Raw genomic sequence first — 22,791 nt, 5'->3', positions numbered from 1 at the left:
AGCATTGCGAGTTTGTGTACCGCTTTCATCCTATTAGGTGTATCGGTAACAGGACTTAATTATTAAGGGTGGCCCAACAAAAAACCATTACGTCAATCTATTGACATCCTTTCTCTATTCGGTAGATTGTCAGAATCCTGACAATGCCCGGACACCCCCATGAGCATAACCAACAGTGGAGTTTCTGACCAGCCTCCTTTCCAAGCTCTTATCATCGATGACGATGCTGACAGGCGTGAGACCTTGCGTGCCTGTTTGCAGTTTATCGAGCTTGAGTGTCATGTTTTTGACTTTGTAAGCTGGCTACAGCAGAGTAGGGCATTTGCGCTGGACTCGGTGGGGGTAGTGTTGATTGGGGAGAGCAGTCTGCCAATTGCGCTGAATAAACTGGTCGCCGAGCTGGATCGGGGTCCGGTTATCCCTAAGCTGTTGACCTGTGACTGGCCAGAGCTGGATCAGGCTGCATTTGCGCAGTCCGGTATTCTGGGCGTGCTGGCGCAGCCTTATCGTTATCCACAGTTACTGGATTGGCTGCATCAATGTGCCCTTCTGCGTGAGCGTGGCATAACTGAGCCGCGAGCACTGCCGGATATGCCGGGTTTTGTCGGCCAGAGTGCGCCCATTCGCGAGATCCGGCACCTTATTGCTCAGGTGGCGCCACGTGATATCAGTGTCCTGATTACCGGTGAGTCCGGTACCGGCAAGGAGGTGGTGGCGCGTTGCCTGCATGAGCATTCGCCGCGCCGTGACGGGCCTTTTGTGCCGGTCAATTGTGGCGCCATTCCATCCGAGCTGCTCGAAAGTGAGCTGTTCGGCCATGAAAAAGGGGCGTTTACCGGTGCTATCTCCAGCCGACCCGGTCGGTTTGAACTCGCCAACGGCGGTACGCTGTTTCTGGACGAAATCGGTGATATGCCGCTGCCGATGCAGGTCAAGCTGCTGCGTGTGTTGCAGGAGAGGCAGTTTGAGCGGGTGGGGGGCAGCAAAACACTGGAAGTGGATGTGCGCATCGTTACCGCGACCCACAAGAACCTGGAGCTGATGATTCAGGATGGGCAGTTCCGCGAAGATCTGTATTACCGCCTCAATGTATTCCCCATCGAAATGCCGGCACTGCGCGACCGACTGGAGGATCTGCCACTGCTGATCAATAATCTGAGTCAGCAATTGGATGAGACCGGCTCCGGCCGACTGCAGTTCCATCCCGCCGCGCTGGAGTCTTTGCGCCTGCACCCCTGGCCGGGCAACGTAAGGGAGCTGGCCAATCTGGTTGAGCGGCTCAGTATCATCCACCCCGGCGGTGTGATCGGGGTGTCGGAGCTGCCGCCCAAGTTTCGCCATATTGAAGAGCCGGACCCTGAACGTTATGCGCGGCCTGAGTTGCCGCTGCAGGTCGATACAGAGCAACCTGTCGTATCCGCCGAAGTTGCCGCTGTTGAGGCACTGCCTGCCGAGGGGGTTGATCTCAAGGCCTGGCTGGAATCCCATGAGCAACGCTTGATCCATCAGGCACTTGATGCGACCGATCAGGTAGTATCGAAAGCGGCGCGCCTGCTGCAGATTCGGCGTACCACACTGGTGGAAAAAATGCGCAAATACGGGATTGAACGCCAGTGACTGAACACCAACAGCTGCAACAACGGATCGCCGAACTTGAACGTCAGGTGTCTGTACTTCAGGCCGACAGGGTGGCCCTTGAGCGCCTGCGCCGCCTGATTGATCGCATGCCCGGCGGAGTGCTGGTTATCGGTCAAACCGGACGTATTACCGAATTCAACCCGGCTGCGGTGTTGTTGCTGGGGATAGAGTTGGCCAATAAAACCTGGCTGGAGGTGATCAATCAGTGTTTTGCACCGAGGCCAGACGATGGTCATGAGGTATCGCTGAAGAACGGCCGCCGTGTAAGTCTGTCGACACAGGCATTGGATGGCGAACCGGGCCAGCTGGTGTTTATCACCGATCAGACCCACACCCGTACGCTGCAGGAGCAGCTGCACCATTACCAGCGGCTGTCGGAAATGGGACGGATGATGGCCTCGCTGGCGCATCAAGTGCGCACACCGCTGTCGGCGGCACTGCTCTACGCCAGCCACTTGATGGCACCGCAGCTGGATGATGACAAGCGGATCCGCTTTGCCGGCAAGGTTAAATCGCGCCTGACTCACCTGGAGCAGCAGGTGCGTGACATGTTGATCTTCGCCCGCGGTGAAACCCGATTGGAAGACCGTGTTGATGGCCGTACCTTGATGGCAAGGTTGGAAGACTTGCTGGATCAGCCTTTGAGCCAGCACGATGCAGATTGTGATTGCATCAACGAAGCACCTGATGTGGTGATCCAGTGCAATCTCGAAGCCCTGCTTGGGGCAGTGCTCAATCTGGTTAACAACGCCCTGCAGGCCTGCGAAGAGGGCTCTGAGCTCACGCTGCGTCTGGCCCAAGAGGGAGACAGACTACTGCTTGAAGTGATTGATGATGGCCCGGGCATGGATGCCGCTACACTGAAGCGGGCGCAGGAGCCCTTCTACACTACCAAATCACATGGCACGGGACTTGGCCTTGCCATCGCCCAGGTGATGGCAAGAGCGCATCATGGCGAGTTTGCTTTGGCTTCGACACCGGGTGTCGGCACCTGTGCGAGCTTCCGTCTGCCCCTGATCAATCCCACCGCACAGGAGTCGGCATGAGTGTAAAAGTCTTGATTGTTGAGGATGATATCGACCTGCGCGAGGCGATTACCGATACGCTGGCACTGGCGGATATCCACTATCTGGAAGCCGGCAGTGGTGAGGACGCGCTGGCGTTGCTGAAGCGGGACAGTGTGGATATGGTGATCTCTGATGTGAACATGCCCGGTATGGACGGCCATCAACTGCTGGCCCATCTGAAGCAGCAGACCCCCTCATTGCCGGTAGCCCTTATTACCGCCTATGGTCAGGTAGAGCGGGCGGTGGACGCGATCCGCAACGGCGCCGCTGACTACCTGATGAAACCCTTTGAGCCGCAACAGCTGATTGATCTGATTCGCACCCATGCGCAGGGCCTGCTGACGGTGCAGTACGACGAACCCGTGGCTGAAGCACCGGGCAGTCGCCAGTTGCTGCAGCTGGCGCAACGGGTGGCGGCAACCGACTCTACCGTACTGATCACCGGTGAGTCCGGTACCGGCAAGGAGGTGCTGGCACGATATATCCACAATCACTCGCCCCGTGCCGACAAGCCGTTTATCGCCATCAACTGCGCCGCCATTCCCGAGAGCATGCTGGAAGCAACTTTGTTCGGCCATGAAAAGGGCGCTTTCACCGGCGCCATCAGCAGCCAGCCCGGCAAGTTTGAACAGGCCAACGGCGGTACGCTGCTGTTGGATGAGATCAGCGAGATGGATCTGGGGCTGCAGGCCAAGCTGTTGCGAGTGTTGCAGGAGCAGGAGGTGGAGCGTATTGGTGGGCGCAAGGTAATCCTGCTGGATGTGCGCCTGCTGGCCACCAGTAACCGCCAGCTGGAACAGACCGTGGCGGAGGGAAAGTTCCGTGAGGATCTCTACTACCGTCTGAACGTGTTCCCGCTGCAATGGCAGCCGCTGCGCGAACGACCGGAAGATATCCGCCCGCTGGCCGAGCGCCTGCTCAAACATCACTGCCGCAAGATGGGTCGCAATCTGGCATCGCTGGACCCAACAGCCGCCAGCAGTTTGTGCGAGCATCACTGGCCGGGCAATGTGCGTGAGCTGGATAATGTAATCCAGCGTGCGCTGATTCTTCAGGCCGGCAACCGGATTACGGCCGCTGATCTGCACCTGGGCAGTGCTGCAATCCCGCTGCGTAATGGGGCCACACAGCCAGTCCCGTCAGACAGCCTGCCCGCGGAGACAGACGAACCTGAAATGGACCTGGTCGAGGGCCTGTTGGGCAAAGACCTGAAACAGCATGAGTATCAACTGATCATAGAGGCCCTGCGCGCCACTTCAGGCAGCCGAAAGGATGCTGCTGAAAAATTGGGCATCAGTCCACGCACGCTGCGATACAAGCTGGCGCGAATGCGAGAAGAGGGAATTGATCTGGAGTCATTGCTGTCAGGTAAGTAAGTGCACGCTTACTGTGTAGTATATGACTTTTGTCGGTATTCGAGTAGACCAATGTCTAATTCAGGGGACCCGAGTGGCTTCGGTATAACCTCTCATTAATCAACTCGATCGCGCCGACAATAGCGACTATAAATAAGTGCGGCGTTCCACGTTATAAAAACAAAACGCAAGCTAAGGGCATCACGATGAGTGAACAGAACGTATATCCGGTCGATCCGGCTTTTGCTGCCAAGGCGCATGCCGATGACGATAAATATCAGGCGATGTATGAGCAGTCGATCAACGACCCGGAAGCCTTCTGGGGCGAGCAGGGCAAGCGCCTGGACTGGTTCAAGCCATACACCAAGGTTAAAAACACCACGTTTGATCCGCACACTGTCGATATCAAATGGTACGAAGACGGCGAACTGAACGCCTCCTACAACTGCCTTGATCGCCACCTGGAAACCCGTGGCGATCAGGTCGCGATCATCTGGGAAGGCGACGACCCGAGCGAAGACGAAAAGATTACCTACCGTGACCTGCACGCACGCGTGTGTCGCTTTGCCAACGCGCTGAAAGCCAAGGGCGTTCAGAAGGGCGATGTGGTTACTCTCTACATGCCGATGATCCCGGAAGCCGCCGTTGCCATGCTGGCCTGTGCTCGCGTGGGTGCGGTGCACTCCATCGTATTCGGTGGCTTCTCGCCGGAAGCACTGGCAGCCCGTATTGAAGGCGCCAAATCGAAGGTGGTGATCACCTCCAACTACTCGCTGCGCGGTGGCAAGGTCGTACCGCTGAAAGAAAATGTCGACAAGGCGCTGGATCATCATGAAGCCGGCAACCTGATCGAGACCGTCTTTGTCGTCAAGCGTGTCGATAAGGATGTGGCCTGGAACGACAGTCGCGATGTCTGGTACGAAGGCGCTGTTGCTGAACAGTCCGACGACTGCCCGGCCGAGCCGATGAACGCTGAAGCACCGCTGTTCATCCTGTACACCTCCGGTTCTACTGGTGCGCCCAAGGGTCTCAAACACACTACTGGCGGTTACATGGTGTACGCTGCCATGACTCATCAGTACGTATTCGATTATCACGAAGGTGATGTGTACTGGTGTACCGCTGACGTGGGCTGGGTGACCGGTCACAGCTACATCGTTTACGGCCCGCTGGCCAACGGCGCCACCACACTGATGTTTGAAGGTGTGCCGAGCTACCCGGACAACAGCCGCTTCGGCCGCGTGATCGAGAAACACAAGGTTAATCAGTTCTACACCGCTCCGACCGCCATCCGTGCACTGATGCAGCAGGGTGAAGATGTACTGGGCGACTCTGACCTGTCCAGTCTCAAGCTGCTGGGCTCTGTGGGCGAGCCGATCAACCCTGAAGCCTGGACCTGGTATCACCGCACCTTTGGTAAGGGTAAGTGCCCAATCGTGGATACCTGGTGGCAGACTGAAACCGGCGGCATCATGATTGTTCCACTGCCGGGTGCAACGGCCACCAAGCCTGGTTCAGCCACGCGTCCGTTCTTCGGCGTACAGCCGGCGCTTCTGGATGGTGAAGGCAAGGAGATCGAGGGCGCCGGTGAAGGCAATCTGGTGATCAAGGACTCTTGGCCGGGTCAGAGTCGTTCGATCTGGGGTGACCATGAGCGCTTCATTCAGACCTACTTCAGCACTTTCAAGGGTGTGTATACCACAGGTGACGGTGCCCGCCGTGATGAAGACGGCTACTACTGGATCACCGGTCGTGTGGATGACGTCATCAACGTATCCGGCCACCGCATGGGTACTGCCGAAGTCGAGTCCGCACTGGTAGCTCATCCGGCTGTTGCCGAGGCCGCTGTTGTCGGTTACCCGCATGATCTTAAGGGTCAGGGCATCTATGTGTATGTCACCCTGCAAAGCGGCTTCGATGCGAGCGACGAGCTGATGAAAGAGCTGCGCAACTGGGTTCGTTCCGAAATCGGCCCGATCGCATCGCCGGACTTGATCCAGTTTGCGCCGGGCATGCCGAAGACCCGCTCAGGCAAGATCATGCGCCGTATTCTGCGCAAGATCGCCGAGGACGATTTTGGTGCGCTGGGTGACACCTCCACCTTGGCTGACCCGACTGTGGTGGATGATCTGATTGAGCACCGCATGAACCGTAAGGGCTGATCAACGCCCGGCAGGGTAACAGCCATTGAAACGCCCGCCGCTCACCCGGCGGGCGTTTTTGTTTGGGGATTGGCGACAAACTCGCAGCTTGGTGCAGCACTGTCGACAATGAGGTGGTATTATTGCCCCCAAGTAAAGGCCCCCTATTTGACTGATTCGCACAACATTCGACAACTTCGGCTACTCTTAAGCGGGCCAAGGAACGAGGGAGACGATGCATGCAACTGGCACAAAAGATCATTATTGCTGACGACCATCCGCTATTTCGCGCAGCGCTGCGACAAGCGGTGACTCAGGCGGTACCCGGTGTCGAGATTGTCGAAGCCGACAGTCTGGCGGCGGTGCAGGAGAAGGTCGAACAACACGGCGATGCTGATCTGGTGCTTCTGGATATCCACATGCCGGGTACACATGGCTTTTCCGGACTGGTGTTTCTTCGTGGCCAGCACCCTGGCGTGCCGGTGGTTGTGGTATCCGGCAGTGAACAGCCGCATGTTATGAAACGTGCCATCGATTACGGTGCGTCCGGATTTATCCCCAAGTCCGCACCACTGGAAATCATTTCCGAGGCGATTACCGCCGTATTGGAAGGTGAAGAGTGGTTGCCACAGGAGCTGACCGAGAACATGGGCGATGTGAGCGAAGAGGATCAGCAGTTTGCGGCGGCGCTTGCCTCCCTGACACCGCAGCAGTTCCGCGTTCTGACCATGTTGACTGAAGGGCTCTTGAACAAGCAGATCGCCTACGAGCTGAGTGTGTCGGAAGCGACCATCAAGGCCCACGTGACTGCCATTCTACGCAAGCTTGGTGTGCATAGCCGTACTCAAGCGGTTATTGCGGCCCAGCGTCTGGGCGTTGAGCCGCCCAAAACCGAAGTCTGATTCCACACCTTTTCCCGGGCGCCATAACGGCCCGGGTCATGCCTTTTTTTCAGTCTTTTTCCGCCCTCAAGGTAGCAATGATCTTGTTGATCATCGCACGCAGTGCCGCCGGCTTGATTGGCTTGGTCAGCAGCTGTGCCTGAGCCGTGTCGATCTCGTCGCGCACTTCGTCAGTGCGATCTGCGGTGATCACAATGGCAGGCGAGAAGTATTCTGCATTGGAAGGTCGGCTCTCAAGTACGGTCAGCTGACGCAGGGCCATGACACCGGTCTCGGTCTCGCCCAAGTGGTAATCCGCCAGCACGATATCCGGTACCCAGCTGCGTTCCAGTGTGACCGCAACCGCTTCATCGCCCGAGAGGGCGGTCACCACATCACAGGACCAACCCTGCAGCAATGCACTCATTCCTTCCAGAATCTTGGGCTCGTTGTCGATCACAAGTACCTTGATGCCGTTGAGTCCCTTGCTGCGTATCCAGCCACGTTGCTCGGGCTTGGGTTTCTGTGCCAGTGAGGCATCCCCCAGTGGCAGGGTAATGCTGAATACTGTGCCCTGACCCGGCCAGGAACGAACCTTGAGCTGGTGCCCCAACATGCGGGCGATACGGTCGGTAATTGCAAGCCCCAGTCCCAGCCCCTTCACCTGACTGTGTTTGGGGTTGTCGATCCGCTTGAACTCCTCAAACACCTCGCGCAGCTTATTATCGGGAATACCAACACCGGTATCCCAAACTTCAAGCCGCAGCTGCTGGCCTTCGCGTCGTGCCCCCATCAGCACCTTGCCGCTGGCGGTGTAGCGCATGGCGTTGGACAGAAAGTTCTGCATGATGCGGCGAAGAAGAGTCTGGTCGGAATACACTACCTGATGGCAATTGACGCTGTGGAACGCAAGGCCTTTCTCCTTTGCCAGCACGCTGAACTCGGTATTCAGAGTCTGGAACAGGTACTCCAGTGAGAAGTGGGTCAGTGTCGGTTCCAGTGCACCGGCATCCAGCTTGGATATATCCAGAATGGCGGTGATCAGTTCTTCCGCCGCCTTGAGTGAGCCGTCAAGATTTTCCACCAGCTGGCTGGTCTCGCGGCTGTGACTTTGCTGCGCCAGGGCAGAGCTGAACAGGCGCGCGGCATTGAGCGGTTGCAGCAGGTCATGGCTGGCGGCGGCCAGGAAGCGGGTCTTGCCCAGGTTGGCGGCTTCTGCATCGGACTTGGCCTGGCGCAGTTCATCTTCCATCAGGGCACGGATGGTGTTCTCCTTGCGCAGTTCCTTGTTGACGACTGACAGTGCATGGGTACGCTCACGCACGCGCTGTTCCAGGTTCTCGTTGGTCTCTTGCAGTGCCTGCTCTGCCTTGCGACGCTCGGTGATGTCCTGATACAGCGTGAAGTAGCCCAGAACATCGCCGTATTCACCAATATGAGGGATGTAGGTCACCTCGGCAAAACGGATGCTGTCGCCCTGTGTGGGCAGGCGAGTTTCAAAGCGCTGTCGCTCACCTCGCAGTACAGCGCCAATATAGTGACGCCGGTTGATGTACTCCTCTTCCGGCAGGGCCTGAAGGCAATGTACGCCGGCAATATTGTGCCGATCGAGGCCGAAGGCATCCGCATAGGCCTTGTTTATAAACAGAAAGCGGCATTCCGGGTCGAGATAGGCGATCAATACCGGCACGTTGTCGGTGTAGATGCGGATATTCTGCTCGCTCTCGCGCAGTGCCTCCTCGATCCGCTTGTGCTCGGTGATGTCCATGTAGGTGTTGACGTAACCGCCATTGGGCATCGGGTTACCACGGACTTCCAGCACTGTGCCATCGGGACGATAGCGCTCGTAGCTGTGCGGGGCTCCGGAGCGGATCGAATCCAGTCGCATTCTGACCTGATGCTCAACATCTCCCAGCCCGTATTCACCCTTGATGGCGTTATAACGGAACACCTCTTCAATTGGGCGACCGACACAGATCAGCCCTTCCGGGTAGCTGAACATCTCTATATAGGGGCGGTTCCAGGCGACCAGTCGCATCTGCTGGTCCACTACGCTGATACCGAGGCTGATGTTCTCGATGGTGGATTGCAGCAGCGAGCGGTTGAAGCGCAGAGCTTGCGAGGCTTCATCCACAATGGTGACGACATCGCCGATCTCCATCTCGCGACCGCGCAGGGTGGAATCCATGACGATACGGGCCGATGAGGCGCCGATGGCACCCGACAGCAGGCGCTCGGTATGCTGAATCAGTTCGGGCGTCGCCTTTTCGGCTGCCATTGGCGGCCCTTCTCCCCGGCCCTGCCCAAAACTGCTGAACGCCTGACGGGTGCGGCTCATACCCAAAAACCGCTCGCTCAACATCTGCAAATCGCCAACGGTCACTTGCCCGAAATGGCGTGAAGGGTCGGCAATGCCCTTGGCAGAGGTATTCACAAAGGCACTGGCCTGAATCCGGTCAACCAAGCGGATGCTGGTGAAGCGTGAGATCAGCACAAACAGCAGGATGTTGACGCCCAGGCTCCAGATCACACCGTGCGTCAATGGGTCGAGTCCATTCAGGCCAAGCAGGGCGGTTGGGTTGAGTAAACCGCTGCTGTCACTGACCTGAGGCAGCCATTCAACCGGAATCAATCGGGCCGAGTTGAGGGTCGGCAGCACCAGAGTGTAGACCCAAAGCAGAAAGCCGGCGCTGAGCCCTGCCAGCACACCGTAGCGGTTGCCGCTGCGCCAGTAGATGCCGCCGATGATGGCCGGCAGGAACTGGATCGCTGCCACGAATGCCAGCAGGCCGAAGGAGGCCAGCGGCCCCTGTTCGCCCAGGATGCGGTAGTAGAAGTAGCCCATCAGTAACAGGCAGATGATGGTGATGCGCCGCACACGCAGCAGCAGGGCGCCCAAATCACGGGATTGTGACAGGCGCAGCCATGAGATGCGGAACAGCAGCGGCATTACGATATCGTTACATACCATGGTAGCCAGCGTGATGCTGGCCACGATCACCATGCTGGTGGCCGCCGACAGTCCACCAATAAAGGCGAAGGTGGCCAGGTAGCCCGAGCCCTCTGCAAGTGGCAGCATCAGTACATAGGTGTCGGCATCAACATTACTGCCGTTGAAAAAGATCATGCCACCGGTGGCGATCGGCAGCACAAACAGGCCCAGTATCAACAGATAGAGTGGGAACAGCCAACGGGCGGTGTACAGGTTGCGACGTCGGGTGTTTTCCACAATGCTGACATGAAATTGACGTGGCAGGCAGATGGCTGCCGCGCAGGCCAGAACCACCTCGGTGAGAAAACCGGTGGTAAGCGGGTTGCTGAAATTCTGGTTGTCGCGCAGCTGTGTCTGCACCTGCCAAGCCAGGTCCTGAAAACCGTCAAAAATGCCGAAGATCACGAACAGCCCGACCGCGACAAACGCGGCAAGTTTGACCAGTGATTCAAACGCCACCGCCAGCACCAGTCCTTCGTGGTGTTCAGTTGCGTCGATGTGCCGGGTGCCGAACAGAATGGCAAATACCGCCATCAACAGTGCAACAAACAGGGCGGTGTCACTGCCCTTGCTCATGGCTTCGGTAGCCCCCGGCGCCAGTGCGTTGTAACTGATAGCTACCGCCTTCAACTGCAGGGCGATATAGGGAATGGTCCCCATGACCGCGATCAGCGTCACCAGTACCGCGAGACTTTGGCTTTTGCCATAGCGTGAAGAGATGAAGTCGGCGATGGTGGTGATGTTTTGCTGCTTGCTGACGGTGAACACCTTTTCGATGACACGCATTGCCAGCAGAAATACCAGAATTGGCCCCAGGTAGGTGGCGACGAATTCCCAACCGGTAGAAACGGCGCGGCCAACAGCCCCGTAAAAGGTCCAACTGGAGCAGTAGACGGCGAGGGAGAGCGAGTAAATGACCGGGTTGCTGGCCCACTGTTTGCCGGCACTGCTTTTGTCACCAAAGTAGGCGATGGCAAACAGCAGGCCCAAGTAGGCCAATGAAATCAGGATGATGGTCCAGCCGGATAGCATGTCGAATCTCGCTTGCAAGTGGATCAGGCGGCTAGTGTAGCGCCTAAGTCTTGTGTCGGCACCGTTACGGACACCAGAGCGGACCAAAGGCCTGTGACCATTGTATTACATGCCACGGATCATGTTTTTTGAATGTTTTTGTAACATGCTGATTCTTCGATGTTATTTTTGTTCGGGTACGGCAGGGAATACAGTGTTCTACTAAAGTCGGGGCTTTTATTCCGTGCGTTCTTTCTGCAAGATCACTCTGGAATTACTCTCGGCTCCAATAACAAGAAAACGGAGAAACAACATGGCAGATGATAAATCCAAAGCTGCTCAATACTGGTCGACGAACCTTCGTTTGATCCTGGGAAGTCTGGTCGTGTGGGCCCTTGTGTCCTATGGCTGCGGCATCCTGTTCCGTGGCATGCTGTCCGGCATTCCGGTCGGTGGCGCTGACCTCGGCTTCTGGTTTGCCCAGCAGGGCTCCATCCTTACCTTTATCGGCATCATTTTCCACTACGCCTGGAGAATGAACAAGCTCGATAAAGAGATGGGTCTGGAGGAGTAAGCCAGTATGAGTCAGTTTGCAATCAACTTGATCTTCGTAGGTGCATCCTTTGCACTCTACTTCGGCATCGCCATCTGGGCCCGTGCCGGTTCTACCAAAGAGTTCTACGTTGCAGGCGGGGGGGTTCACCCGGTTGCCAACGGTATGGCGACCGCTGCTGACTGGATGTCAGCTGCCTCCTTTATCTCCATGGCGGGTCTGCTGTCTGCAGGTTATGTCAACTCCTCCTTCCTGATGGGTTGGACTGGTGGTTATGTACTGCTGGCGATGCTGCTGGCCCCGTACCTGCGGAAGTTCGGCAAGTTCACCGTACCTGACTTCATTGGCGATCGCTTCTACAGTCGTGGTGCACGTCTGGTGGCGGTAATCTGCCTGATCGTGGCGTCTGTTACCTACGTAATCGGTCAGATGACCGGCGCCGGTGTTGCCTTCTCTCGCTTCCTGGAAGTGAGCAGTACTGCCGGTATCTGGATTGCGGCGGCGGTTGTATTCTTCTACGCCGTATTTGGTGGCATGAAGGGTATCACCTACACCCAGGTGGCTCAGTACGTGGTACTGATCATCGCCTACACCATCCCGGCCGTGTTCATCTCTTTGCAGCTGACCGGTAACCCGATCCCGATGTTCGGCATGTTCGGTGATCACACCGAATCCGGTCTGCCGTTGCTGACCAAACTGGACGAAGTGGTACGTGAGTTGGGCTTCCGTGATTACACCGCGGATGTGGACAACAAGCTGAACATGGTTCTGTTCACACTGTCTCTGATGATCGGTACTGCAGGTCTGCCGCACGTTATCATCCGCTTCTTCACTGTACCGAAGGTGGCTGATGCGCGCTGGTCTGCTGGTTGGGCACTGATCTTCATCGCGCTGCTGTACCTGACGGCTCCGGCGGTTGCTTCCATGGCGCGTCTGAACCTGATCACCACTGTGTATCCGAATGGCCCGACTGAGGAGTCTATTCAGTACGCAGAGCGTCCTGACTGGGTGAAAACCTGGGAAGAAACCGGTCTGATCAAGTTTGAAGACAAGAACAGCGACGGTCGCATCCAGTTCTACAATGCCAAAGCGGGCGATGACTTTGCACCCGTCGAGCAGGCGCGTGGCTGGAACGGTAACGAGCTGACCGTAAACAATGACATCCTGGTACTGGCAAACCCTGAAATTGCACAGCTGCCGGGTTGGGTTATCGGTCTGATTGCGGCCGGTGGTATTGCAGCGGCACTGTCGACTGCAGCAGGCCTGCTGCTGGCGATCTCCTCTGCCGTATCGCACGACCTGATCAAAACCATGATCAACCCGAATATCACCGATAAGGGTGAATTGATGGCGGCCCGTATCTCCATGGCTGTAGCGATTCTGCTAGCAACCTATCTGGGTCTGAACCCGCCAGGGTTTGCGGCGCAGACGGTAGCACTGGCGTTCGGTATCGCAGCTGCGTCCATCTTCCCGGCCCTTATGATGGGTATCTTCTCCAAGCGGGTGAATAACAAGGGTGCAGTTGCCGGTATGCTGGCTGGTCTGCTGAGTACTCTGGTGTACATCTTCACCTTCCTGGGCTGGTTCTTCATCCCGGAAACCAACACTCTGGCCAACACTCCGGATAACTGGATTCTGGGCATCTCTCCGCTGTCCTTCGGTGCGGTGGGTGCGATGATCAACTTCGTGGTTGCCTTCGCTGTGTCTCACATGACTGAAGAGCCGCCGGTTGAGATTCAGGAGCTGGTAGAAAGCGTGCGTTACCCGAAAGGTGCTGGCGCTGCGGTTGACCACTGAGCATAATGCTGCCTGAGCACAGACAGCAGATGTCTGACAAGGGTTGATCCAAATCGGGCTTCCAACTGGAAGCCCGACTTTTTTCAGGAAGTGAGAAGTATGATCTGGAATCTGGTTGCAACAGCGTTTGCCGGTCTCGGTGCCGCGGGGGTAGCGCTCATCCTGCGTATGCTGAGCCGAAAAAAACTCCCCAAGTGGATCATTCCTGCTTTTGCAGGTGCTGGTATGCTGGCCTACCAGATCTATATTGAATACAGCGCACTGGATCTGATCAAGTCCAGGTTGCCTGAAGGTACTGCTGTGATCGAAACCGAAACGGACAGTATGGTGTGGCGCCCGTGGACCTATCTGGTTCCTCTGGAAACCGCCTTTACTGCACTGGATGTAACCAATGCCGACAGCCGAACTCTTGAAACGGGTGAACAGGTGGTCAGGTTTGTGTTGTATCGGTTCGAGAAGCACCATGTAACTCAGGCGCATCCTCAGGGGTATCTGCTCAACTGTGATAACCGTGAAGTGGTTAAGCTGGATGAGGAGGGGCGGCCGATGGCTTCGCCTGCAGAGCAGATTGCCAGAGGAAAGCAGGTATATCAGATGCTGTGTCAGCCCTGACTGGCCTTGGCACAACGAACCGCTCCGACTAAAGTCGGGGCATATTTAGCCACCTGTGTTTGTTAGATTCAGTGGATAAGCCCACAGGCTTTCACCGGATATAACAACAACAGAGTGGTGTCATGTATTCAGGTAAAGAAGGCGCCAAGGCAAGTTGGCGCGAGAACCTCAGAATTAGTCTTACCGGTCTGGTTATCTGTCTTGCTGCTTTGTGTGGATGTGGCACTGTCTTTATCGATGAGCAGCATCAAGCCCGCCTTTCAAACACCCCACCTGACTTCTGGTTTTCTCAGCAAGGCCCTGCTTTTCTCATGATCGTGCTTATGTGGGCTTATGTGTTCTGCATGAGTCGGCCCCGCCTTTGTCTCGAGCTGCAGGAGTAGAAAATGCCCAACTCGTTCAAGATCGATAACATCCCTTTCAGCCTGCTGAATGAGGAGGAGCAAACGCTGCTGCGTGCCAACCTGGATATCGCCTATTTCCAGAAAGGCGAAACCGTCATCCAGGCAGGTGAAGTGCCAGACGGCTTGCATGTGGTGCTGAAAGGCCGAGTCAGCGAGAGTGAAGCGGTTTCCGAGGATGGCGAAAAAAGAACTCAGCATGTGTTCGTACACTATGAGAACGAAGACTACTTCGGCGGCTGGTCGGCACTGAGAGGCAAGGCGATTCATAATTTCGTGGCGGAAGAGGAAACCATTTGTCATATCCTGCCGACACGAACACTGCTGGACTTGATGGCGACCAATGCCCAGTTTGCCGATTACTTCCAGCAGAACCTGGCGGTAAAGCGTGAGATTGTCGCTCAGCATGGCAGTAATCAGGACATGGCTGAGTTCATGCTGGCCAAAATCACCGATGCCACTGTTCGTGAGCCGTTGGTGGTAGAACAAGGGACCAGCATTCATACTGCAACCGAGCTTATGCGAAGCCATAAAGCGGACTGTGTGCTGGCACGCAAGGGTGGCCGTTATGGCATGGTAACCGGGACTGATCTGCTGGACGCAGTCGTGCTGAAGCAGCTGCCACTGGAAACGGATGTGTCCGATATCGCCAGTTATCGATTGATCGCCATTGATCATGAGGACTACCTGTTCAACGCGCTTGTGATGATGACTCAGCAGCAGATCGAGCGTGTAGTCGTGATGGATGGTCAGGAGATGGTGGGTATTGTCGAGCTGACCGATGTGCTCAGCTACTTCTCCAGCCATTCCCATGTGATTGGCTTGCGCATCGAGCGTGCAGCCAGCATCGACCAGTTGCGTGAGGCCGCACAGGGCCTGAATGAGCTGATCAAGGCGTTGATCTCTACCGGCGTCAAGATTCGTTTCACCATGGATCTGCTGGCGGCCATGAACGGGCGCATTATTGCCAAGCTGTTCGATCTGATCGTCCCTGCGGACATGCAGCCGCACGTCTGCTTGATCGTGATGGGGTCGGAGGGGCGTGCCGAGCAGATCATGAAAACCGATCAGGATAACGCGCTTATATTTCGTGACAATTTGGCCTGGCCTGAAATGCAGCAATGCATGCAGCAATTCAGCGAGACCCTGATTTCATTCGGCTTTCCGCCTTGTCCAGGTAATATCATGGTGTCCAATCCCGAGTGGGTCAACTCGGTGGGTGACTGGACCCAGAAGCTCAGTGATTGGGCCGACACCTGTGAAGGCAGTGCGCAGATGAACCTGGCCATTGCGGTTGATGCCAAGCCGGTAGCGGGTAACGAGGCGCTGTTCAAGGTGGCGCGTAACTGGTTCCTGCGTCACCTGCGGAACAATGATGTGTTTTTCTCGCATTTTGCCCGTGCCGCGATTGGGTTTGATACGCCACTTACCTTCTTTGGCAACCTCAAGGACAAGGGGCAGCTGGATATCAAGAAAGGCGGGATTTTCCCCATTGTGCATGGTGTTCGTACCATCGCGCTTGAACAGCGGATCCTCAAGACGAATACTTTCCAGCGCATTGAGGCGCTGATGGAAAGTGGCCAGATGCAGGAACAGCATGGCCGTGATCTATCGGAAGCGCTGGCGCTGTTTATTCAGCTGCGTCTGCGGCAGCAGATCCGCCGTGCCGAAGAAAGTCCTGATGGAGCCGATCCAACCCCAAACATGATCGACCTGCAGCAGCTGAACAAGCTTGAGCGGGAACTGCTGCGTGATGCCTTGCATGTGGTGAAAGGGTTCAAAAAGCACCTGACAATGCGTTACCACTTGGGAGGCTGATGTAGATGATCATTCCGCGCTCAATACGGCGTCTGAAAGAGAAACGTGAGCACAGGGAAGGGCCCTGGGCGCATCTGTTCGAAGCCTACAAGGGTGACGAAGTCGTGTCACTTGACTGTGAAACCACCAGTCTTGATGTGAAAAAGGCCGAAATACTGTCGATCGGAGCTGTGCGCATCAAAGGGCGTAAAGTGATTACCAGTGAGCGTCTCGACCTGAAATTGAAGCCTCCGGCCAGCCTCAGTGGTGATTCCATCAAAATCCACAAGATCAGAGCCAGCGATCTGGCGGATGGCATCGAACTGGACGAGGCTCTGGAAAAGGTGCTCGAATTCGTCGGCAATCGTCCCATTCTCGGTTACTACGTCAATTTTGATATTCGCATGCTGGACAAGTTTATCCGCCCCAAGTACGGTTTCGGCCTGCCCAACAAGGCTGTTGAGCTTTCCCACGTCTATCACGACATCATCAAGTGGAAGCATGTGGGGGGTAATATCGACCTGCGCTTTGACACCATTGCAGGCAAACTGGATATTCCCATCCTTGAGCGGCACACAGCTTTGGGGGATGCCATCACGGTAGCGCTGATGTATGTACGGCTGCGCTACGGTGAATCGCCAGAAGGACGATACTAGGGCATGCATTAACGTCAGGTTCCCCGGCGGGCTATATGGCCCGCTTTTTGCATTATAGCGTTAAGCAGTAACAGCATGACCCTTGTCAGGCTCAATTGGCGTCAGGATATTGTCAACTCTGGCGTGATTGCAGCTTGAAGCGGGAGGGTTAGTCTCTATAATGTCAAAATATTGCCGTCCGGGAGGAAGCTCTGCATGATTGAACGAGCTGATATCAACAGCCTTCTGTCACAGATGCGCGCGATCAAGTCAGAGGTGCAGCAGGGGCCGCGTCCGGTCGAAATGCTGGATCTTAGGGCCGAAGGTATTGGTGCGCCGGGGATTAGCAAGACCGAAAGCAACAGTTTTGCGACGCTGCTCAAAGGGGCTGTGGATAAGGTCAATGAACACCAGTCGGAAGCATCACGGCTGCGTGAAGCGTATGAGCGGGGCGATCCTGGCGTGGATCTGCCGCAGGTCATGATTCAGGCTCAGAAGTCTTCTGTTTCGTTTCAGGCTATGACTCAGGTGCGTAATCGTTTGGTAACGGCGTATGAAGATGTCATGAAGATGCCGATTTAATGTTTTCAGGTTTTACACGGTCAGGGCTGAATGGATAACACACCGGCACAACTTAACAGCAAGGGCAGTTTGATGACCGGCTTTAACAGCCTGGGAATCCTGCGCCAGCTGGGTTTGATGGTGGGGCTGGCCGCCAGCATCGCCATCGGCTTTGCCGTTGTGCTCTGGTCACAGAAGCCGGATTATCGGGTGCTGTTTTCCAATCTCAACTTTTCCGATGCCAATGAAGTGATTGAACAGTTACGGCTGTATAACATGCCGTACAAGTTTGACGCTGACGGCCGGGCAATTCTTGTGCCGCAGGAGCATGTGCATCAAGCGCGGCTAAAACTGGCCGCTGAAGGTTTTACCGCTGACAAGACGGTAGGCTTTGAGCTGCTGGAACAGGAACAGGGGCTGGGGACCAGTCAGTTCATGGAGAATGCCCGCTTCCGCCGTGGGCTGGAAGGCGAGTTGGCGCGTACCATCAGCAGCCTGCTTGCGGTACGTTCTGCCCGTGTTCATCTTGCGTTGCCGAAAGAGTCTGTTTTTGTACGTGATCAGCGCAAGCCGCGTGCCTCCGTATTTATCGAAATGTTTTCTGGGCGCACGCTGGAGCGGGACCAGGTGGCCGCGATTGCCAATCTGGTGGCGTCCAGTATTCCTGAGCTGGCGGTGGATGATGTCACGGTAGTTGATCAGAAAGGGCGTCTGCTCAACACACGCAGCCAGGACCAGGATGTGGTGCTGGCGGCAAAACAGCTCGAGTACACCCGCAGCATTGAAGAGACCCTGCTTAACCGGGTCAACAGTATCCTCCAACCGGTTGTTGGGTTGGGCAACTTCCGGGCTGAAGTGTCGACCGATATCGATTTTACCGAAGTTGAACAGGCAGACGAGATATACAATCCGGATCTGCCGGCGTTGCGCAGCGAGCAGACACTGGAAGAAAACCGCGCCAGCGGTGATCTCGCTCAGGGGGTTCCGGGGGCGCTCTCCAATCAGCCGCCCGGACCCAACTCAGTTCCCGAGGAGATGGATGCCAATGCTACCGCACTTGGTGGCGCCTCACGCTCGGGTTCAAGCCGTGAGCAGGCCGTGCGCAACTACGAGCTGGACCGTACCCTCAGTTATACACGACATCAATCCGGCGTGGTGAAGCGCCTGAGTGTTGCGGTTGTGGTGGATGATCTTCAGACCATCAACCCCGAGTCCGGTGAAGCCGTGCGCACGCCATGGACCGAGGCTGAACTCGAGCGGCTGCAGGTACTGGTACGCAATGCCGTGGGTTTCTCGGCACTGCGCGGTGACAGCGTCACAGTGGTCAACTCACCTTTCGTGCCCCCTGAGCAATTTGAAGTGGAAGAGTCTTCCTTCTGGCAGGAGGACTGGTTTTGGGATCTGATGAAGCAGCTGATGGCGGGGTTGTTCGTGCTGCTGCTGATTTTGGGTGTATTGCGCCCGATTCTGCGCAGCCTGGCGGATGCAGGTAAGGGACGTGAAGTGGCGACGCTGGGCCCGGCCGGTGAAATATCAGCAGATCTTGAAGGGTTGGATGGCCCCGGAGTGGCAGATGACAAGGTGACACTCGGTGGCTCCGATCGTGGTGTCATGCCGACACCCAATGAAAGCTTTGACTATCAGCTCAATGCGATCAGGAGCATGGTCGCAGAGGATCCGGAGAAAGTGGCACAGGCAGTTCGGCAGTGGGTGATCGATCATGAGCGATGACAGTGATCTCACGGACATCCAGAAAGCGGCCATTCTGCTGATCAGCCTGGGCGAGTCCGATGCAGCTGAGATTCTTAAGCACTTGGGTCCCAAGGAAGTGCAGCGTATCGGCGAGGCAATGACCCAGTTGGATAATGTGCCCCAATCGCGGGTCGAATCGGTCGTTGCCGATTTCATGCATGTCGTCAGTGACCAGACCGGCATCGGCATCAATAACGATCGCTATATCCGTGCCATGCTGAATCAGGCATTGGGCGAAGAAAAAGCCAAGACATTGATCGACCGTATCCTTTTCAGCACCAATACTTCCGGGCTGGATACCCTGCGCTGGATGGATCCGCGTCAGGTTGCCGAAGTGCTGCGCTATGAGCATCCTCAGATTCAGGCGGTGGTGGTTGCCTACCTCGATCCGGACCAGGCAGCAGTCGTGTTGACTTACTTCGATGAGAAGGTGCGGTTGGACATCCTCATGCGCATCGCGGCGTTGGATCGTATTCAGCCTCAGGCCCTGCAGGAACTGAACGACATGTTTGAAACCCAGTTTGCCGGCAGCAAGGCCAGTCAGTCGCGCACTCTGGGCGGCGTGCGTTCAGCTGCGAATATCATGAACTACATCGAGACCAGTCTTGAAGCTGAACTGCTGGAAGGCATTAAAGAGAATGATGAAGGGCTGGCAAGTGAGATTTCGGATCTCATGTTCGTGTTCGAGAATCTGATCGATGTCGACGATCGCGGCATTCAGGTGATTCTGCGCGAAATTTCCACCGATAGTCTGGTGCTGGCGCTCAAGGGGGCCGATACTGCTCTGCAGGAAAAGATTTTCAAGAACATGTCCAAGCGTGCCTCCGAGCTGTTGCGTGATGACCTTGAGGCCAAGGGCCCGGTGCGTGTGTCTGAGGTTGAGGATGCTCAGAAGGAGATTCTCAACGTAGCTCGTCGTTTGGCCGATGAGGGTGAAATCATGCTGGGTGGCTCCGGCGAAGAGATGATCTGATGAAACAGGATGCTCCTGTCCGTATTCGTGCCGCTGATGTGGCCAGCCTCGAACGTTGGCTGCCGCCCGATGTTGGCGTGGAAGCGCCGGTTGTTCAGGCGCTGGCCCGTAAGCCGAAGGCTCCGCTTGAAGATGTCGATGTCTCCGTGGTTGAAGAGGAGATATTTGCCGAAAAATTGACGCTGTCACAGTGGGAAGAAATCTGTGAGGAGGCGCGACGGGAAGGTTATGCCGAAGGGTTGAGCGAAGGCCGTGAACAGGGGCAAAAGGAAGGCTATGAGCAGGGGCTTGCTCAGGGGCTGGAAGCGGGTCAGGCCGAGATTAGGGCTAGGCTGGAGAGGCTTGACGCCTTGCTTGAGCAGTTGCAACAACCGATCGAGCAGCAGCGTGAAGAACTTGAATCTACCATTGTGAAACTGGTGGTGACTCTGTCGGAGGCGGCGGTCAAGGCTGAGCTGAGTCAACGAGTTGAGCTGCTTGCTCGCAGCGTCCATGAGGCGCTGGATCAGCTGCCAAGAGCCAGTGGCGAAATCCTGGTGCGGGTTAATCCTGACCAGCTTGCAGCCCTGGAGCCACTGCTGGATGACAGTCGGCTCCAGCTCAAATCAGACGAAGGTCTTGCAGCAGGCAGCTGTATCGTTGAAAGTGGCAGTTGTCGCGTCGACTATCGCACTGAAGAACGTTTTGCACAGGTGGCCGAGCAGCTGCTGGCGCGCCTTATCAGTACACCTGACGCCAATTCCAACTGATCACCGGAGCCCGCCTTGCCGGACCTGAATCACCGTCTTGAACGTTATCTGCAGGTTGATTATGAGCCGCCTCGCCCCGGTGTTGAGGGGCAGGTGACGAGGTTGATAGGCCTTACTCTGGAAGCAGTTGGGCTGAAAGTGGCTCTGGGCGACTATTGTATGGTGGATCTGCAGGGCGATGGCAGTGTCGAGGCTGAAGTGGTTGGCTTTGCCGGTGATCGTATCTACCTCATGCCACTGGATAGTGTGGACGGACTGGCCCCCGGTGCAGCGGTTCGTCCGCGTGTAGGGGCCAGTCTGGTGCCGGTGGGATTCGGTCTGCTCGGCCGAGTGATTGACGGTATTGGCCGTCCGCTGGACGGAAAGGGACCACTCAAGCCCGACGACATGGTGACGTTGGCCGGCGAAAGCATCAACCCGTTGCATCGACACCCGATTGAACAGACTCTGGATGTCGGGATACGTGCCATCAATGGTTTGCTGACGGTGGGCCGAGGTCAGCGTCTGGGTTTGTTCGCCGGCAGCGGTGTAGGCAAATCGGTGCTGCTTGGCATGATGACTCGCTTTACCGAAGCAGAAATTACTGTTGTGGGTTTGATCGGTGAGCGTGGTCGTGAGGTGCGTGAATTCATTGATCACAGTCTGGGTGCCGAAGGCATGGCGCGTTCGGTGGTGGTTGCCTCGCCAGCGGATGACTCGCCACTGATGCGTCTGCGCGCGGCCCAGCTTACCACCCGTATTGCCGAATATTTCCGTGCACAGGGGCGTAACGTATTACTGCTGATGGACTCTTTGACCCGCTATGCCCAGGCGCAGCGAGAGATCGCGCTGGCTGTGGGTGAGCCACCCGCCACCAAAGGGTATCCACCATCGGTATTTGCCAAGTTGCCCAAGTTGGTAGAGCGTGCGGGCAACGGTGAAACAGGAGGGGGCTCCATCACAGCCTTCTACACTGTACTGACTGAGGGTGATGACCAGCAGGACCCGGTGGCTGATTCGGCGCGCGCCATACTGGACGGGCACTTTGTACTGTCTCGTACGCTGGCGGAGCAGGGGCATTATCCCGCGCTGGATATTGAGGCCTCGATCAGCCGTGCCATGCCACAGATCGTGGACAACAGTCAGTTGAACCTGGCATTGCAATTCAAGCGGTTGTACTCGCGCTATCAGCAGAATGCGGACCTGATCTCGGTTGGGGCCTATGCGCGCGGCAGTGATCCGGAAACCGATCGTGCGGTCGACATGCTGCCTGCCATTCGTGCCTACCTGCAGCAGGGAATGGATGAACCGATGCCAATGCAGCGCAGCGTACAGGAACTGGCGATGGTGATGTCGCCTCCGCCACAGCCCAAGAATCAGCCTGGCCAGCCGCAAACCCTGCGGCGTACCCCATAGGAGGCAGTGACGCATGGCAGCGAAACGATCGGATCGATTACAGGTAGTGCTTTCTGTTGCCGAGCGCAAGCGCAAGGAAGCTGACCGCTTTCTGGCGGATGCCCAGAAGCGGGTGAGTCAGGGGGAAGCCGGTATCGCCCAGCTGCAAACCTATCTGCGTGAATATCAGCAGCAGTTTACGACCAGTGGCCAGCAGGGCCTGAGTATCGGTGCATTGAATACTCAGCAGGCGTTCATGCATAAGATCAATACGACCATCTCCGAGCAGGAGCATGCGCTGAAACAGGCGCGAGAACAGCTGCAACAGGTGCGTGCTTACTGGCAGCAGGTTTATGCTCGCCAGAAAGGGATTGAGCGGCTGATTCGAAAGGCGCGTGAGGATGAGCAGCAGGAGCAGGAGCGCAAGCTGCAACGGGATATTGATGAGCGCTCGCAACATGGTCGTCCTCGCTTTATCTGAATTTGGCATTTAACTTGCTTG

At 56.4% G+C, this 22,791-nt stretch carries 18 protein-coding genes; 17 read left to right on the top strand and 1 reads right to left on the bottom strand.

Annotated features, from left to right (window positions below; all coding sequences use genetic code 11):
• Positions 1–159: 159 nt before the first annotated feature.
• From BLV48_RS02375 to BLV48_RS02355, 5 genes are all read left to right on the top strand, one after another.
• Complete coding sequence (locus BLV48_RS02375; protein ID WP_091822482.1) at positions 160–1,617, top strand: sigma-54 dependent transcriptional regulator; 1,458 nt, start codon at positions 160–162, stop codon at positions 1,615–1,617.
• Entirely contained in the window at positions 1,614–2,684 is a 1,071-nt protein-coding gene (locus BLV48_RS02370) for a sensor histidine kinase (protein WP_091822479.1), read from the top strand. The genes BLV48_RS02375 and BLV48_RS02370 overlap by 4 nt, the downstream gene beginning before the upstream one ends.
• The gene (locus tag BLV48_RS02365; RefSeq protein WP_091822476.1) at positions 2,681–4,081 is read left to right on the top strand and encodes a sigma-54-dependent transcriptional regulator; all 1,401 of its coding nucleotides are present in this window, start codon (positions 2,681–2,683) and stop codon (positions 4,079–4,081) included. Before BLV48_RS02370 ends, BLV48_RS02365 begins: the two co-directional genes overlap by 4 nt.
• Before the next feature lie 185 nt (positions 4,082–4,266).
• Entirely contained in the window at positions 4,267–6,222 is a 1,956-nt protein-coding gene (gene acs, locus BLV48_RS02360; RefSeq protein WP_091822473.1) for an acetate--CoA ligase, read from the top strand.
• A 218-nt stretch (positions 6,223–6,440) separates the two neighbouring features.
• Entirely contained in the window at positions 6,441–7,103 is a 663-nt protein-coding gene (locus BLV48_RS02355; RefSeq protein WP_091822470.1) for a response regulator, read from the top strand.
• Between the two features lie 49 nt (positions 7,104–7,152).
• On the opposite strand, the gene BLV48_RS02350 is transcribed toward BLV48_RS02355, so the two are convergent.
• Positions 7,153–11,106 (bottom strand): hybrid sensor histidine kinase/response regulator, encoded by a 3,954-nt coding sequence (locus tag BLV48_RS02350; RefSeq protein WP_091822467.1) that lies wholly within the window; start codon positions 11,104–11,106, stop codon positions 7,153–7,155.
• 292 nt (positions 11,107–11,398) lie between these two features.
• On the opposite strand from BLV48_RS02350, the gene BLV48_RS02345 reads away from it, so the two are divergent.
• The 12 genes from BLV48_RS02345 to fliJ all read left to right on the top strand — a co-directional run bounded on the left by BLV48_RS02345 (position 11,399) and on the right by fliJ (position 22,770).
• On the top strand, positions 11,399–11,659 hold the full coding sequence (locus tag BLV48_RS02345; RefSeq protein ID WP_091822464.1) for a DUF4212 domain-containing protein: 261 nt from the start codon (positions 11,399–11,401) through the stop codon (positions 11,657–11,659).
• Positions 11,660–11,665: 6 nt separating this feature from the next.
• A complete protein-coding gene (locus tag BLV48_RS02340) occupies positions 11,666–13,435 on the top strand; it encodes a sodium:solute symporter family protein (protein WP_091822462.1) in 1,770 nt (589 codons plus the stop codon).
• Positions 13,436–13,534: 99 nt separating this feature from the next.
• Positions 13,535–14,047 (top strand): hypothetical protein, encoded by a 513-nt coding sequence (locus BLV48_RS02335; RefSeq protein WP_091822459.1) that lies wholly within the window; start codon positions 13,535–13,537, stop codon positions 14,045–14,047.
• Between the two features lie 122 nt (positions 14,048–14,169).
• Complete coding sequence (locus BLV48_RS19570) at positions 14,170–14,430, top strand: sodium/substrate symporter small subunit (protein ID WP_091822456.1); 261 nt, start codon at positions 14,170–14,172, stop codon at positions 14,428–14,430.
• Positions 14,431–14,433: 3 nt separating this feature from the next.
• Positions 14,434–16,266, top strand: a complete 1,833-nt coding sequence (locus BLV48_RS02325) for a DUF294 nucleotidyltransferase-like domain-containing protein (RefSeq protein WP_091822454.1) — start codon at positions 14,434–14,436, stop codon at positions 16,264–16,266.
• A gap of 5 nt (positions 16,267–16,271) precedes the next feature.
• A complete protein-coding gene (locus BLV48_RS02320; protein WP_091822451.1) occupies positions 16,272–16,901 on the top strand; it encodes a 3'-5' exonuclease in 630 nt (209 codons plus the stop codon).
• 195 nt (positions 16,902–17,096) lie between these two features.
• Entirely contained in the window at positions 17,097–17,462 is a 366-nt protein-coding gene (gene fliE, locus BLV48_RS02315) for a flagellar hook-basal body complex protein FliE (RefSeq protein ID WP_091822449.1), read from the top strand.
• 30 nt (positions 17,463–17,492) lie between these two features.
• On the top strand, positions 17,493–19,172 hold the full coding sequence (gene fliF, locus BLV48_RS02310) for a flagellar basal-body MS-ring/collar protein FliF (protein ID WP_091822446.1): 1,680 nt from the start codon (positions 17,493–17,495) through the stop codon (positions 19,170–19,172).
• Entirely contained in the window at positions 19,162–20,166 is a 1,005-nt protein-coding gene (fliG, locus tag BLV48_RS02305) for a flagellar motor switch protein FliG (RefSeq protein WP_091822444.1), read from the top strand. Before fliF ends, fliG begins: the two co-directional genes overlap by 11 nt.
• Positions 20,166–20,915 carry a flagellar assembly protein FliH gene (locus BLV48_RS02300; protein ID WP_091822441.1) on the top strand — a complete coding sequence of 250 codons (750 nt, stop codon included), beginning with the start codon at positions 20,166–20,168 and terminating at the stop codon, positions 20,913–20,915. Before fliG ends, BLV48_RS02300 begins: the two co-directional genes overlap by 1 nt.
• A 15-nt stretch (positions 20,916–20,930) precedes the next feature.
• On the top strand, positions 20,931–22,310 hold the full coding sequence (gene fliI, locus BLV48_RS02295) for a flagellar protein export ATPase FliI (RefSeq protein WP_139253870.1): 1,380 nt from the start codon (positions 20,931–20,933) through the stop codon (positions 22,308–22,310).
• Between the two features lie 13 nt (positions 22,311–22,323).
• The gene (fliJ, locus tag BLV48_RS02290; protein ID WP_091822439.1) at positions 22,324–22,770 is read left to right on the top strand and encodes a flagellar export protein FliJ; all 447 of its coding nucleotides are present in this window, start codon (positions 22,324–22,326) and stop codon (positions 22,768–22,770) included.
• Positions 22,771–22,791 lie beyond the last annotated feature (21 nt).

The sequence above is a fragment of the Marinobacterium iners DSM 11526 genome, assembly GCF_900107855.1.
GTDB classification, from domain to species: domain Bacteria; phylum Pseudomonadota; class Gammaproteobacteria; order Pseudomonadales; family Balneatricaceae; genus Marinobacterium; species Marinobacterium iners.
Note: the sequence above shows the minus strand (reverse complement) of the source record. Positions and strands in the feature narration are given on the sequence as shown.

Coding starts and splice junctions, on each gene's coding strand:
- BLV48_RS02375 (WP_091822482.1), top strand. CDS start 160: ATGAGCATAACCAACAGTGGAGTTTCTGACCAGCCTCCTTTCCAAGCT.
- BLV48_RS02365 (WP_091822476.1), top strand. CDS start 2,681: ATGAGTGTAAAAGTCTTGATTGTTGAGGATGATATCGACCTGCGCGAG.
- acs (WP_091822473.1), top strand. CDS start 4,267: ATGAGTGAACAGAACGTATATCCGGTCGATCCGGCTTTTGCTGCCAAG.
- BLV48_RS02355 (WP_091822470.1), top strand. CDS start 6,441: ATGCAACTGGCACAAAAGATCATTATTGCTGACGACCATCCGCTATTT.
- BLV48_RS02350 (WP_091822467.1), bottom strand. CDS start 11,106: ATGCTATCCGGCTGGACCATCATCCTGATTTCATTGGCCTACTTGGGC.
- BLV48_RS02345 (WP_091822464.1), top strand. CDS start 11,399: ATGGCAGATGATAAATCCAAAGCTGCTCAATACTGGTCGACGAACCTT.
- BLV48_RS02340 (WP_091822462.1), top strand. CDS start 11,666: ATGAGTCAGTTTGCAATCAACTTGATCTTCGTAGGTGCATCCTTTGCA.
- BLV48_RS02335 (WP_091822459.1), top strand. CDS start 13,535: ATGATCTGGAATCTGGTTGCAACAGCGTTTGCCGGTCTCGGTGCCGCG.
- BLV48_RS19570 (WP_091822456.1), top strand. CDS start 14,170: ATGTATTCAGGTAAAGAAGGCGCCAAGGCAAGTTGGCGCGAGAACCTC.
- BLV48_RS02325 (WP_091822454.1), top strand. CDS start 14,434: ATGCCCAACTCGTTCAAGATCGATAACATCCCTTTCAGCCTGCTGAAT.
- BLV48_RS02320 (WP_091822451.1), top strand. CDS start 16,272: ATGATCATTCCGCGCTCAATACGGCGTCTGAAAGAGAAACGTGAGCAC.
- fliE (WP_091822449.1), top strand. CDS start 17,097: ATGATTGAACGAGCTGATATCAACAGCCTTCTGTCACAGATGCGCGCG.
- fliF (WP_091822446.1), top strand. CDS start 17,493: ATGGATAACACACCGGCACAACTTAACAGCAAGGGCAGTTTGATGACC.
- fliG (WP_091822444.1), top strand. CDS start 19,162: ATGAGCGATGACAGTGATCTCACGGACATCCAGAAAGCGGCCATTCTG.
- BLV48_RS02300 (WP_091822441.1), top strand. CDS start 20,166: ATGAAACAGGATGCTCCTGTCCGTATTCGTGCCGCTGATGTGGCCAGC.
- fliJ (WP_091822439.1), top strand. CDS start 22,324: ATGGCAGCGAAACGATCGGATCGATTACAGGTAGTGCTTTCTGTTGCC.